The following is an 11,897-nucleotide window of genomic DNA, read 5'->3' on the forward strand; positions in this document are numbered from 1 at the left end:
GGCTAGCGGCGCCAGGAAGGTGTGGCCGCCAGACTCCACACCCCCTCGAAGTGACTGATCTGCGTCGCGACGGCCGTCTCAGCGGCTGCGGTCCCCTCCTTGCGGGAGCGTACGGCGAGGTCCGTGTTGTACCCCTTGGGGTCGTAGACCTCGCAGTCGGGATCTTGCAGGGACATGGTGGCGACCACGTCATAGAGGCCGCACAGCACCAATTCCTTGTTGAAGATGCAGACTTTGTCCCGCGGGTCCCCGTTGTACAGCCGGTACTCGCACTGCACCGCCACCCTTCCGTCGGCAGTCAGCCGGTCCGCGAGCCGCGACAGGATCTGGTCGTACTCCCGGCACTTGGCCTCGAGCCGCGCCCGGAACTCGGGGTAGTCGACGGGTCTGCCGTCCGGGCCGACACGCGATGGCACCGCCATCTCCCTGCCGAAGTCCGGTATCAGCATCCTTATCGATACTCGTCTGGTCGGCCCCGGGTCATTCTGAAGGCTCTCGAGCCGGTGATAGAGCTCGTTGTAGAGGGTCTCGCCCGTATAGCCGAGGAAGCAGATTTCCACCTTCCTGGCATGGAAGGCCTCACCCACGAGGCTGCCCAGGTCACGCGAGTTGACCAGGCCGCGGTCGGGTGGCCGGGCTGACACGGCCAGTTCCTGCACCGCGTTGTACAGCACATATCCCACCAGGCTGAGCAGTGCGCCGCCCAGGAACGCCTGGCCCTCCAGAGCGTCTCCGACCGGCTTCACGAACTGTGCGGTCAGGCCGGTCACGAAGATGCCGAGCAACAGGACGCGCGTAGCCGCCGATTCGTACCGGGCCCGGTATCTGCGGAACCATTCGCTGAAGCCACCGCCCGTTGCCCCGTTCGCTGCCCCTGGCACGAGAGCCCTCCCCCGAGCATGCCTCTACGGCGTCGCCCTCAGCCCCCCATGCTGACCGTGCGGGAGCGCCCGGGCAAGATAGGGATTGGCCGTCGGGCTGGGACGGAGCCCCAAGATTGCCTTCGCCGCGGCCAGAGTCATCGCGTACGAGTCCACGGCACGTTGCACGTTGGGGGCGTCCAGATCGGCCCTGGTGACCAATCGGTCCAGGTCCACATAAGCGGACCTGACCACCTCGATCCAGCGGTACACCGTCCACTCCTCCTGCCATCCCACCGTGCACTCGTCGGGCAGGCGGCTGGCCCAGCGGACGAACATGCGCTGTCTGATCTCGGGGCGCGTCGGGGTGAGATGCATGTGGCGGACGAGGTCGTACAACGGGTCACCGATCCTCGCCATCTCCCAGTCGATGACGGTGAGCGGTCCGCTTTCATCGTCCCGGCGTACAAGGTTCCAGGGGTTGAGATCCCCGTGCAGCAAGGACGGGCGTCGCGGTGTCAGCCGGTGACGGCTCAAGAGCTCCCACAATCGGTAACCGTCCGGCAGCCCGAGCTCCCTGGCCAGCTTCTGCGACTCCACGGGCAAATCCATGACCAACCGCGCCAGTTCTTCGCAAAGCCACTCGTAGAACTCCGACCTGCCGCGTGTGGGGTCCAACTGTTGGGTGCCGATGCGGGCCAGCGCACTCAGCTGATCGACCAGATGGTCGGCCTCTGCGGGGAGCAACCCGTCCACGGGGTGATCCGGCCGCAGGTCTCCGACGCCGGCCCCCTCATAGGAATGAATCGCGAACTGGTCCTTCAAGTGACTGGTTCCCAGGGCCAACACGCGGGGCGCCCGCACCGGCTCGCCCGATTCCTCGATGGCCCTCAGCACCGCGTGTTCACTCAGAATGCTGCGCTCGCGACGTTCGGCGGAACTCAGCTTTCGCCGCACCACGACCGGGAACTCGACCCCGTCCACCCTGACCACGGTGTTGAGGTGCGCGGTGCCCTTGAAGACCCGTGAGGCCGGGGCAGCGCCCTCGGCGATCAGCGCTTCGAGCACCGCGGACCGGGGAAAAGCAGGGTGCTCCGGCACTCGCTGGCTCGGCTCCCAGTCGATCGGTGTCAGCCGCCGGGGCCCCTCGGCCCGTCCACCGAACCGGGACGCCCACCAACGGAAGAGGACCCGCTGGATCTCGTCCGTGTCCGGCACTCCCGGCAGCTGCAGCGGAACAGCCGCGGCTTCCAATGCCTTGCGCACCGAGTGGGTCGCTGCGTCAAAGCTCTTCTGGTCGGGCGAAGCCCCCAGTGACTTGGCGGCGCGCATGACGTCCGGGTAGACGGACTGGGCGTACTCAAAAGCGACGTAGTGTTCCAGGTCCCGGGACAGCCCGTTCACGGCCGCGGGTCTCTGGCGCTCCATCTCCTCTTCCCAGGCGCCGATCACCTCGCCCCACTGATCATCCGGGTACTTCATGCGCACCAGATGGGTGGCCAGGTCGTGCAGAGGGTCGCCGTAGGTCGCGAGTTCCCAGTCCACGCAGATCAACGGTGGAGTACCGGTGTAGGAGAAAATCACGTTGTCGCGGTGCAGGTCCGTGTGGAGCAGGCTGTAGGGGCGGCGTGTCATGTTGGGCACGCGTTCCGCCAGCCTGAGCAGGGCGTCTCCAGGAATACCCAGGGCCGCGAACAGGCCGCCAAATTCAGCCCAATTGGGCTGACGGATTTGGCGCTCCGCAAGATGCGCGAGCATCCGCAAGAAAGATCTGCTGCCTCTCTCGGTGCGGGGCCAGCTCTCCGGCAGAAGGGGCAATGCTTCCCGGCGGACCTGGGTCATCTGCGCGAGCAGTGTCGCCAGCGCCTTGATCAGCAGCGAGTCGACCGGCTTGCCGTTCTGGCAGATGCTGGAAAAGGGCACGCCCTCCACATAGCTGTGCACCGCTGAGCCATCGCGTTTGGCCAGGCACTCCGGCACATGCGGCAGCACGCCTTTGATCGCGCGCAGGATCTCCGACTCGTCCTGCCAGGTCCGGATGACGACCGGCAGTGCGTCTGCCTTCCTGAGCCGCACGGTGACGTGCTGCCCGGCTTCGCGGCCGACCAGGTCGGCCATGGATGCCGTCAGCGGAAGCACGTAGTTCTGGTTGTGGTGGCCCCCGCTCACATCCCCGTGCCGCAGCGCATGATCGACGAACCGGGCATACGGATCGTCGGCGTCATCGGCTTCGTCCGCGCCTGCCTCCTCCGCGTGCTCCAGCAACGGGGAACTGGGCAGAGCTGACATGCCGGGCCGCTCCTGAATAGTCACGCGAGGATGGCGAAAGTGATGCGAGCATAGTGGCGCCAGGGGGTGCCGGCGACGTATGGGCCTCCGATTGAGGTAAGTGCCAGATAAGTGCTACTCCCAGAGCCACATCGTTCGAGAAACGCCTGGTTCACGTTCCGTCGTTCAGGCATTCGCGAGGAGCGTCCAGCAGGATTCGAACCAGGCCTGCATGCTGTCCACGAAGAGGGACCCCTGGGACTCCGGTTCGTCGTCCCGCACGTAGTGCGTGAGGGCCGACCCGAGACCCAGCACGTCAAGCGCGTCGATCTCCTCACCGTCGTCGAGCTGAATGCGTCGCTCGATCACCTGGTACGGGCCGTGCAGGGCCTCGGAACCATTGAGCAGGTAGAGCTTGAAGGCGGGCGTCAGCGGCACGTGCCGCACCTCCACGCTCACCTCCGCCACCAGCCCCTCGGTGTGCAGGTCCCGCAGCGCGTTGCGCAGTGAGGCCGTGTGCCTCCGCGTGATGTCACGCAGTCGCTGCTGCGGACGCGGGTCGTCCGGGTCGTCCTTGGCGCGGGGGTACGGGAGGTCGAGGTCTTCGGAGGGCAGCAGGATGCGGACGGCTATGCGTTCCGGGGCGATCTCCTGGATACGTATACGTTCCGCCTGTACGCGGATGTGGGCGTCCAGCGATTCAGAGGTGAGGGTGTAGACGTCCAGTGTGACCTCGGCGGCTTCGAAGGCCGCCCCGATGATCGGGCCGAGGGAGACCCGGCCGACGCCACTCCCCCGCTGCCCTCCAGCACTCATGTGGGCCATCTGCGCCTTGACGACCCGTGTCCCACTCCCCTGCTTGGACCGGACGAGGCCCTCGCTGGTGAGTTCCCTAATCACCCGCTGGATCGTGTCTCTGGAGACGTCAAACTCGGCGGCTAGCTCGCGCTGCGTGGGAAACAGGCTGTTCAGCGAGTACGTCCCGTCGGCCAACCGGGAGTGCAGCGCGTCCGAGACACGCTGGAACTCGCTGCCGCCACCCTCACCGGTCCGCTCACCGACCACAGGGCGAACGTACCTCTGCCGGGTGCCGAACAAACCGCTTCCAGTCAAATTGGAGGCTCCGTACGGGAGTTGGTTAAGCGATCAATCGGTCCGGGCAAACCAATCTCATGTCAACCAGTCCAATTGGACGGAAAGTTGATCGCTTTGCCGGCTTGGCCCGGCGAGCGAAGAGGGGTGGGGACCCGTGATCTTCTACCAACTGCTCTCGGCCGTGATCGGCTTCGGCATGGAACAGCTGCTCCAGTCCCACTACGGCAGCCTGGGGCTCCTCGCCCTGGTACTGCTCGGCATCGGCCTGAAGCCGCAGGACAAGACCTGTCTGTCGGTCTCGGCAGTGATCTTCTTGCTCCTGATGGCTCAGGCCTGATGGCTCACGCCTGACCTCGCAACACCCTCAACACCGGCTCCAGCGAACTCACCACACAAGCCGCGCCCGCCTCCTTCAGCAGCTTCGCCTTGCGCTCGTTACGCGCGTAGCCCAAGAAGCCCACTCCCGCCACCCGCGCCGCCTGGTGGTCCGTGGGGGTGTCGCCGATCATCAGTGCCGCCGCGGGCTCGGCGCCCATCGCGTTCAGGGCGCGGTTGAGGCAGTGCGGGTGGGGCTTGAGGAGGTGGAGGTCCTGGGTGCGGCCGTAGATGTGCGGGGCGAAGCACTGGCTCAGGCCGCGCCCTTCGAGGTAACGGATCACCGCCCGCGGTGAGTTGTTCGTGGTGATCGCCAGTCGGGAGCCGCTCGCGTGCCACGTCATGATGAGCGGGTCCGCGTATTGGGTCGGCCACGCCGAGGCGACCGCCGTCAGCTCCTGATGCGTGAGCCGTTCCTCCAGCTCGGCCACCAGGTCGCTGCCGGGGTGCCTGCGGTCGACCGCCCGCAGGACGGCGTGCGGGTCGGGCTGCTCACGCTCCTCCTCGGTCAGCAGCCCGTGCAGTCCCCTCGCCTCCAGCCAGCGGACCTGATCACGCGCGATCCGCTCCGCCGAGTGACCGGCGAACAGCCGGCAGATGGGGCCGTCGAAGTCGAAGAGTACGTAGCGGGCTCGTTCGATCAGTTCCCGCAGTTTTTCGGTCTCTTCTGCCATCCACTCAGTCTGCGTCGTATCAGGAGTCACTAAGAGAGTGTCAGCTCCGTCGCGATGGTTGCCCAGAGCGCGTCGAACCATTTCTGGGACTCGTCGACGAACGCGGCGTCCCGCGGGGCCGCGTTCCTGTCGAAGGAGAACAGGGGCGACTTCAGTCCGGACACGTCGAACGCCTCCATCTCCGCGCTGCCGAAGTCCAGCATGCTGCGCTCGATCGTGTAGTAGGCCAGGAGCGCCTCCCGCTGGTTCAGGAGGTACAGCTTCACCGGCGGCGTGAACGGCAGCGCGCGGAACGAGACGTCCACGTCGATGCCGTGCGAGGCCCGCAGCGCGCGCAAGTTGTGGCGCAGGACCTGCCCCTGGGTGTTGCGCAGGGCCAGCCAGCGCTGGTGGACCCTGCCGTCCACGTCGCCCTGGCCGTTCACCGGTCTGGGGAAAGCCAGGTCGATGTCGCTGCTGGGCAGCAGGATGCGGACGTTGATCGATGCGGGGCGGATGAGTCCCTCGTGGATGCGCCGCAGCGGGTCACCGAGCGCCAGGATCAGCGTCTCCGCCGTGTACGAGACGACGTCTATCTGCACCTGCGGCTCCGAGAACGCCTCGGCCAGTCTTGGCGCCAGACCCACCATCGAGGCTTGCGGCTCCGAGCCCGCCGACGACGTCGGTCCCGGTGGTTCCGCCGCGATCCGTGGCGGGCTGCCCTTGCTCACGTTGGCCAGTAGTCCGTCGTCCTGCAGTGTCCTCAGCGCCTGCCGCACCGTCCCGCGTTCCACGCCGAACTCCTCCGCGAGCACCGCTTGCGTGGGGAGGCGGTCGCCCGGTTTGAGGTCGCCGGTGCGGATGCGGTCGCGGAGGGTGTCTGCGATGTCCTGGGGAGTGAGTTTTCTGCTGCCGTTCACTGCAACGTTCTCCTGGGTCACGACCAGACGATACAACTCCGCGCCATCTCAGGGCAGTTGTCTCGAAGTTGTTTATGTTGTGGGACCAAGTGGGGACAACTTAAGTGAAGTTGGTTGCCAACTCATTCGAGATGGCAGAAGGGGGAACCATCATGGCCGTCCTCGCCCTCCTCGCAGCAGCGTCCGTCGTCGTCTTCGAGCAGTTCGTGCAGTGGCGGTACGGGCCCGTGGGCATCATCGGGCTCCTGCTCCTGACCGTCGGAATCAAGGCGAAGAGCCCCACCTGCAGCTCCATCGGAGCCGTCGTCCTCGCGCTGACGATGACCGGCCCCGCCCTCTAGCTTCAGGTCAGCACAGCTAGCCGCGCGCCAGTTCCAGGTCCTGGCTGATCGTGCTCCACAGCGCGTTGAACCAGAGATGGGACTGTTCCACGAACGTCGTGTCCCGCAGGCCGTCACCCTGGTGGAAGGGGAAGAGCATCGACTGCGCGCCCTGGGCGTCGTACATCTCCAGGTACTCGTGGTCGATCTCTTCGCTCTGTTTGGTCAGCGTGTAGTACGCGAAGAGCGCCTCTGAGCCGTTGAGCAGATACAGCTTCACCGGCGGCGTGAACGGCAGCGCGCGGAACGAGACCTGTACGTCGATGCCGTGCGAGGCCCGCAGAGCACGCAGGTTGTGCCGCAGGACCTGACCCTGCGCGTTCCGCTGGTCGAGCCAGCGCCTGTGCACCTGGCCGCCCTCGTCGTCCCCGCTGTCCACCGGCGCCGGAAAGGCGAGGTCGATGTTGCGGCTCGGCAGCAGCACCCGGACATCGACCTTGGCCGGTTTCCGCTGTCCGGCGTGAATCTGCCGGAGGGGTTCCCCGATCGCCATGGTGAGCGAGATGGAGGTCAGACAGAGCGCGTCGATCTCCACGTGGGGTGCCTCGAACGCCGCAGCGATGCGCGGGGCGAGACCGACCATGGTGGGCTGCGGCTGCACGCCCCCGGGGCCGGCCAGTGTCTGCTTGGAGGTGACCGCGACCGTGGCCGGGCTCCCCTTGGACACGTTCGCCAGGAGTTTCTCGCTCTGCAGGGTGCGCAGCGCCTCGCGTATCGCGCCGCGCTCGACGCCGAACTCGTCGGCGAGCTCGGCCTGCGTCGGCATGCGCTGGCCCGGCCGCAGCGCACCGGACCTGATCCGGTCGCGCAGTTCGTCGGCCACCTCGTGGTGCGACCTAGGTGGCCTCTTCATCCCGTTGACGGGTGCAGGTTCCGGGCTCACAACCAAACAGTACAACTTCGCGCCATCTTTGGGGAGTTGCTCGGAAGGTGGTTATGAATCGAGCCATCGCGGAGATAACTCAGATGAAGTTGGTAGCCAACTTAGGCAACCTGGCAGGAACCCCAAGGGGTTGGCCGCCAGTAGTCCGCCACCGGATGGCCACCGACCGGATGGGACGGGGTTTGCATGCCCCGTCCCGAAAGGGGGAACGTCATGCCGCTCATCGCCATCGTCATCGCCGCCCTCGCCATCGGATTCGAGCAGCTCATCCAGTGGAAGTACGGACCGTTGGGCATCGTCGCCTTCGTCCTGCTGACCGTGGGCATCAAGGCCAAGAGCACCAAAATCAGCGGCGTCGGGGCTGCGCTCCTCGTCCTGCTGCTCGCCCAGTCGGGCTGACAGAGCTGGTTGGCCGGGCCCCCATCCGGAGGGGAGCCGGGAGCCCGGTCAGCCATCAGCGCAGCCAGCAAACAAACAAGCAAGCAACCCGGGCTAGAACGCCGCCCGGATCTCCCCCACCTCGGCCGCGCCACCCAGCAGGGGCGCGCGCCCGACCCGGGTGAGTACGTCCTCCTGTACGCCCGCCAGGCGCAACGCGCGGGCCAGGACGGGGCCAAGCGCCCGGAGCCCGCCGTCGTCCACCTTGAAGGCCAGCGCACGGCCGTCCGGCAGCGCGAACGCCTGGACCGCCTCGGCGCCCATCTTGGAGAGGACGCCCGGGATCTCCCGCATGAGCCACGTGTCGGGGCGACGCGTGCCGGCCACGTACTCCGGGTGGGCCCGCATCGCGTCCGCGACCCGGCGCTCCGCCGAGCCCTCGGGGGCGAGGACGAAGTGGCGGAAGGCGCGGGCGAGGCCGGTCAGGGAGATCGCCATGAGGGGCGCGCCGCAGCCGTCCGTGCCGACGGCCGCCACCCGCTCCCCCGCCGCTTCCTCGACCACCTGGAGGATCAGCTGCTGGAGGGGGTGCCGCGGGTCGAGGTAGGAATCGGTGGGCCAGCCGTTGAGCTCGCACACCGCCAGCATCGACGCGTGCTTCCCGGAGCAGTTCATCGTTACCCGGTCACGAACGGCACCCGCTGCCAGATATGTCTCGGCCTCGACCGCGTCGAGCGGGAGATCCGGCGGGCACTGCAGGTCCGCCGCCGTCAGGCCGTACTCGGCCAGCATCTTCTGGACGAGGTCCCGGTGGAACATCTCCCCGGAGTGGCTCGCCGCGGTCAGCGCGAGGCGCTCGCCCGCCAGGTCGAGCCCCGCCCGCAGCACCGCGGCCGCCTGCATCGGCTTGTTCGCCGACCTCGGGAAGACGGGTGCCGTCACGTCCCCCATCGCGAGCTCCACACTGCCGTCCGCCGCGAGCAGCACCAGACTTCCCCTGTGACGGCCCTCGACGAAGCCCGAACGTACGACCTCGGCGAGGACCGGGGATATGACAGGGGTGGCGGCGGACTCGGCGGACGTGGAGGTCATCTTCGGCCTTCCGGGGCGGGGGTGGCGTCACGGGCCGCCCGCGGAGGCCGGGATCACCGGGTCACGCGAGCAGGTCGTCTACTTGTGCTTCCCCTTCACGGTACCTGCGGGCGATCTCCGCGCTGCAATCGTCCGCCGTGCGCTGCAGCTGCTGGCGGCGCCGGGAAACCTGCTGCTCGTAGCGGACGAGGCGCCCCATGGCCGTGTGCAGCTCGTCGTCCGTGCGGGCGTCCAGGTCGGAGAGCTCGACCTCGGCGAGCATCTCCGTCGCCAGGAGGCCGACCTCCACGCTGTGCGGCGTGCCGAGCGTCACATGCCGGGCCGACGAGCGGTGCCGGGCGGGCCCGTCCGTCAGGATCTCCGAGAGCCGGTGCACGAGCGGCCCCTCCGGCTGCGGCGCCGCCGGGTCCTTACGGCGCGCCACCTCGGCCCGCAGAATGTCGATCCGGCCCTGCAGCAGGCGCCGGACATAGCTCAGGTCCGCCTCGCTCTGCTGCGCGTCCCTGCGCAGCTCCCGCAGCTCGCGCAGGAGCAGCGCGGCGAGGTCGTGCACGGGCTGCTCGGACAGCACCGCACTGCCTGTGACCGCACTGCCTGTGACCGCACTGCCCGTGCGCTGCGCGGGCGGGCGCGCCACGTTCGTACGTCGCGCGACGCCCATGCGGGTCAGCGACACAGATCCGGGCGGCTGTCCCGTACTTGGTGTGCTCATGTGGCTCTACCGTCCCCTCGACCGGCGCGGTACACCGCGTGTGAGCATGGTGCCACCCCCGGTGGCCGCTATGTGAGCGAGTGCCCCCAATCGGCCCCAGATGGGGGGTTCAGGAACCCCCATGGCGGCGCATCCGGCGGCGCGTCACGGCCGTTCGGAGCAGGCGCCCGAGCAGGCATGATGGGCCGTATGCGTGCTGTGGTGCAGAGGGTGGACGGGGCGAGCGTCGTCGTCGAGGGCGAGAACGGCCCCGAGACGGTCGGCGAGATCAACGGCGAGGGGCTGTGCGTCCTGGTGGGCGTGACCCACGAGGACACCAAGGAGAAGGCGGCCCAACTGGCCCGCAAACTGTGGTCCGTTCGCATGCTCGCCGACGAGAAGTCCTGCTCGGACATCGACGCGCCGCTCCTGGTCATCAGCCAGTTCACGCTGTACGGCGACGCGAGGAAGGGCCGCAGGCCCACCTGGAACGCCGCCGCACCCGGCGATGTGGCCGAGCCCCTCGTCGACGAGGTCGTCGCCCAACTGCGTTCACTGGGCGCGACGGTGGCGACGGGGCGCTTCGGCGCACAGATGCGGGTGTCACTGACGAACGACGGCCCGTTCACGGTGCTGCTCGAGATGTGACGGGCCGAACTGAACCGCCGCTTCGCGACGGTCTTTTCCCGCCCACCCACCCGGCACCCCGGGCTAACCGGGTGGGTGGGTGGGTGGGAAAGATTCGCCGCGAAGCGGCGCATAGCCCCGTCGCCGAACGACGGCAGAACGCAGCCCGCAGCCCGCAGGGCAACCAGCCCACCGCTCAAGGCCGGCCGCCCAGGCTACGGCTCGACCACTACCTCCTGGGCCGCCGCCGTGCCGCCCGCGCTCAGTGCCGCGTCCAGCGGCACGTTCCGCTTGACCAGGGCGAGCGCGATCGGGCCCAGCTCGTGGTGGCGTACCGCCGTCGTGACGAAGCCGAGCTTGCGGCCCTCCTCGCCCTCCGAGGCCAGACGCAGCTCCGTACCGGCCACCGGAAGATGGACCTCGCTGCCGTCCAGGTGCAGGAAGACCAGACGGCGCGGGGGCTTGCCCAGGTTCTGGACACGGGCGACCGTCTCCTGGCCGCGGTAGCAGCCCTTCTGCAGATGCACCGCCGTACCGATCCAGCCCAGCTCGTGCGGGATCGTGCGGTGGTCCGTCTCGAAGCCGAGCCGCGGCCGGTGCGCCTCCACGCGCAGCGCCTCGTAGGCGAGGATGCCGATCGCGGGGCCGTTCTCCTCGGCGTACGACTCAAGGGACGCACGCGGCAGGAAGAGGTCCCGGCCGTGCGGCGTCTCGCGTACGACGACACCGTCCGGGACCGGGGCGATCGAACCGGCCGGCAGATACACGACGGCGAACTCGTCCGTACGGTCGGCGACTTCGACCCGGTTGAAGAACTTCATGCTCTCCAGATACGCGACAAGGGCGTCCTGCGTGCCGGGCTCCACATGCGCCCACACCGTCTCGCCGTCGTCCACGAGATAGAGGGCGTGCTCGATGTGGCCGTTCGCGGAGAGGATCAGCGCCTCGGTGGCCTGGCCGACGGGCAGCTCCGTCACATGCTGGGTGAGCAGCAGATGCAGCCAGCTCAGCCGGTCGGGCCCGGAGACGGTGACGACACCGCGGTGCGAGAGGTCGACGAGACCGGCGCCGTCGGCGAGGGCGCGCTGCTCGCGGAACAGGTCGCCGTAGTGGGCGGCGACGCCTTCGTCCACGCCCTCGGCGGGGACGGCGCCGGGCAGGGACAGGAGGGGGCTCTTCATGTTCACCCACACTACGACCTGCCGGTACGCGTACTTATTCCTTGCCCGAGCCCTCGGGCTTCGCGCCGGAGCAGTTCTCGCAGCGCCCGAAGATCGCGAAGTGCTTCAGGTCCGTGTCGAAACCGAAGGTCTCCCGCAGTTTCGCGGTGAACTCCGCGGCCACCGAGACATCCGCCTCGATGACGTTCGTGCAGTCCCGGCACACCAGGTGCAGATGGTGGTGACGGTCCGCGAGGTGGTACGTCGGCGCCCCGTGCCCCAGATGCGCGTGGCTGACGAGCCCCAGCTCCTCCAGGAGCTCCAGGGTCCGGTACACGGTGGAGATGTTGACCCCCGACGCCGTCTTCCGCACTTCGGAGAGGATGTCGTCGGGGGTCGCGTGCTCAAGGGTGTCGACGGCTTCGAGGACCAGCTGGCGCTGCGGCGTCAGACGGTAGCCGCGCTGTCGCAGGTCGCTCTTCCAGTCGGAATCGGTGCTCGCCACACAGGCAGTC

General features: G+C 68.0%; 14 protein-coding genes. 4 read left to right on the forward strand and 10 right to left on the reverse strand.

The annotated features are described in order from the left end of the window. Window positions 1-2 precede the first annotated feature (2 nt). From AB0I66_RS40795 to AB0I66_RS40805, 3 genes are all read right to left on the reverse strand, one after another. Window positions 3-785, reverse strand: coding sequence for a hypothetical protein (locus AB0I66_RS40795; protein ID WP_363213150.1), 783 nt, complete (start codon window positions 783-785; stop codon window positions 3-5). Between the two features lie 120 nt (window positions 786-905). After that, window positions 906-2,978 carry an aminoglycoside phosphotransferase family protein gene (locus AB0I66_RS40800; RefSeq protein WP_363213219.1) on the reverse strand — a complete coding sequence of 691 codons (2,073 nt, stop codon included), beginning with the start codon at window positions 2,976-2,978 and terminating at the stop codon, window positions 906-908. A gap of 336 nt (window positions 2,979-3,314) precedes the next feature. Beyond that, the gene (locus tag AB0I66_RS40805; RefSeq protein ID WP_363213151.1) at window positions 3,315-4,193 is read right to left on the reverse strand and encodes a winged helix-turn-helix domain-containing protein; all 879 of its coding nucleotides are present in this window, start codon (window positions 4,191-4,193) and stop codon (window positions 3,315-3,317) included. 184 nt (window positions 4,194-4,377) lie between these two features. Here AB0I66_RS40805 and AB0I66_RS40810 point away from each other — a divergent pair, with 184 nt between their 5' ends. Then, window positions 4,378-4,560 carry a hypothetical protein gene (locus AB0I66_RS40810; protein WP_363213152.1) on the forward strand — a complete coding sequence of 61 codons (183 nt, stop codon included), beginning with the start codon at window positions 4,378-4,380 and terminating at the stop codon, window positions 4,558-4,560. Between the two features lie 4 nt (window positions 4,561-4,564). Here AB0I66_RS40810 and AB0I66_RS40815 read toward each other — a convergent pair whose 3' ends face one another. Both AB0I66_RS40815 and AB0I66_RS40820 read right to left on the reverse strand, forming a co-directional pair. Beyond that, window positions 4,565-5,272: an HAD family hydrolase gene (locus AB0I66_RS40815; RefSeq protein ID WP_363213153.1), complete on the reverse strand. Its 708-nt coding sequence runs from the start codon at window positions 5,270-5,272 to the stop codon at window positions 4,565-4,567. 29 nt (window positions 5,273-5,301) lie between these two features. Then, window positions 5,302-6,198 carry a winged helix-turn-helix domain-containing protein gene (locus tag AB0I66_RS40820; RefSeq protein WP_363213220.1) on the reverse strand — a complete coding sequence of 299 codons (897 nt, stop codon included), beginning with the start codon at window positions 6,196-6,198 and terminating at the stop codon, window positions 5,302-5,304. A 125-nt stretch (window positions 6,199-6,323) separates the two neighbouring features. On the opposite strand from AB0I66_RS40820, the gene AB0I66_RS40825 reads away from it, so the two are divergent. Further along, window positions 6,324-6,512, forward strand: a complete 189-nt coding sequence (locus tag AB0I66_RS40825; RefSeq protein ID WP_363213154.1) for a hypothetical protein — start codon at window positions 6,324-6,326, stop codon at window positions 6,510-6,512. Window positions 6,513-6,528: 16 nt separating this feature from the next. Here AB0I66_RS40825 and AB0I66_RS40830 read toward each other — a convergent pair whose 3' ends face one another. After that, window positions 6,529-7,440: a GntR family transcriptional regulator gene (locus AB0I66_RS40830; protein WP_363213155.1), complete on the reverse strand. Its 912-nt coding sequence runs from the start codon at window positions 7,438-7,440 to the stop codon at window positions 6,529-6,531. 207 nt (window positions 7,441-7,647) lie between these two features. On the opposite strand from AB0I66_RS40830, the gene AB0I66_RS40835 reads away from it, so the two are divergent. Next, window positions 7,648-7,833 carry a hypothetical protein gene (locus tag AB0I66_RS40835; RefSeq protein WP_363213156.1) on the forward strand — a complete coding sequence of 62 codons (186 nt, stop codon included), beginning with the start codon at window positions 7,648-7,650 and terminating at the stop codon, window positions 7,831-7,833. Window positions 7,834-7,926: 93 nt separating this feature from the next. Here the strand turns inward: AB0I66_RS40835 and AB0I66_RS40840 are convergent, their stop codons facing one another. Both AB0I66_RS40840 and AB0I66_RS40845 read right to left on the reverse strand, forming a co-directional pair. Beyond that, window positions 7,927-8,904 carry an asparaginase gene (locus tag AB0I66_RS40840; RefSeq protein WP_363213157.1) on the reverse strand — a complete coding sequence of 326 codons (978 nt, stop codon included), beginning with the start codon at window positions 8,902-8,904 and terminating at the stop codon, window positions 7,927-7,929. A 61-nt stretch (window positions 8,905-8,965) separates the two neighbouring features. After that, window positions 8,966-9,616 carry a hypothetical protein gene (locus AB0I66_RS40845; protein WP_363213158.1) on the reverse strand — a complete coding sequence of 217 codons (651 nt, stop codon included), beginning with the start codon at window positions 9,614-9,616 and terminating at the stop codon, window positions 8,966-8,968. 189 nt (window positions 9,617-9,805) lie between these two features. On the opposite strand from AB0I66_RS40845, the gene dtd reads away from it, so the two are divergent. Then, window positions 9,806-10,243, forward strand: a complete 438-nt coding sequence (gene dtd, locus AB0I66_RS40850; RefSeq protein WP_363213159.1) for a D-aminoacyl-tRNA deacylase — start codon at window positions 9,806-9,808, stop codon at window positions 10,241-10,243. A gap of 194 nt (window positions 10,244-10,437) precedes the next feature. On the opposite strand, the gene AB0I66_RS40855 is transcribed toward dtd, so the two are convergent. Together AB0I66_RS40855 and AB0I66_RS40860 are read right to left on the reverse strand one after the other, a co-directional pair. After that, entirely contained in the window at window positions 10,438-11,403 is a 966-nt protein-coding gene (locus AB0I66_RS40855; protein ID WP_363213160.1) for a folate-binding protein, read from the reverse strand. Between the two features lie 34 nt (window positions 11,404-11,437). Next, the gene (locus tag AB0I66_RS40860; protein ID WP_363213161.1) at window positions 11,438-11,887 is read right to left on the reverse strand and encodes a transcriptional repressor; all 450 of its coding nucleotides are present in this window, start codon (window positions 11,885-11,887) and stop codon (window positions 11,438-11,440) included. Window positions 11,888-11,897 lie beyond the last annotated feature (10 nt).

The sequence above is a fragment of the Streptomyces sp. NPDC050439 genome, assembly GCF_040655335.1.
Lineage (GTDB): Bacteria > Actinomycetota > Actinomycetes > Streptomycetales > Streptomycetaceae > Streptomyces.

What these genes read in the sequence shown, in the direction of transcription:
- AB0I66_RS40835 (WP_363213156.1), top strand. Translation starts at nt 7,648, where the DNA reads ATGCCGCTCATCGCCATCGTCATCGCCGCCCTCGCCATCGGATTCGAG.
- AB0I66_RS40855 (WP_363213160.1), bottom strand. Translation starts at nt 11,403, where the DNA reads ATGAAGAGCCCCCTCCTGTCCCTGCCCGGCGCCGTCCCCGCCGAGGGC.
- AB0I66_RS40815 (WP_363213153.1), bottom strand. Translation starts at nt 5,272, where the DNA reads ATGGCAGAAGAGACCGAAAAACTGCGGGAACTGATCGAACGAGCCCGC.
- AB0I66_RS40840 (WP_363213157.1), bottom strand. Translation starts at nt 8,904, where the DNA reads ATGACCTCCACGTCCGCCGAGTCCGCCGCCACCCCTGTCATATCCCCG.
- dtd (WP_363213159.1), top strand. Translation starts at nt 9,806, where the DNA reads ATGCGTGCTGTGGTGCAGAGGGTGGACGGGGCGAGCGTCGTCGTCGAG.
- AB0I66_RS40845 (WP_363213158.1), bottom strand. Translation starts at nt 9,616, where the DNA reads ATGAGCACACCAAGTACGGGACAGCCGCCCGGATCTGTGTCGCTGACC.
- AB0I66_RS40800 (WP_363213219.1), bottom strand. Translation starts at nt 2,978, where the DNA reads ATGGCCGACCTGGTCGGCCGCGAAGCCGGGCAGCACGTCACCGTGCGG.
- AB0I66_RS40825 (WP_363213154.1), top strand. Translation starts at nt 6,324, where the DNA reads ATGGCCGTCCTCGCCCTCCTCGCAGCAGCGTCCGTCGTCGTCTTCGAG.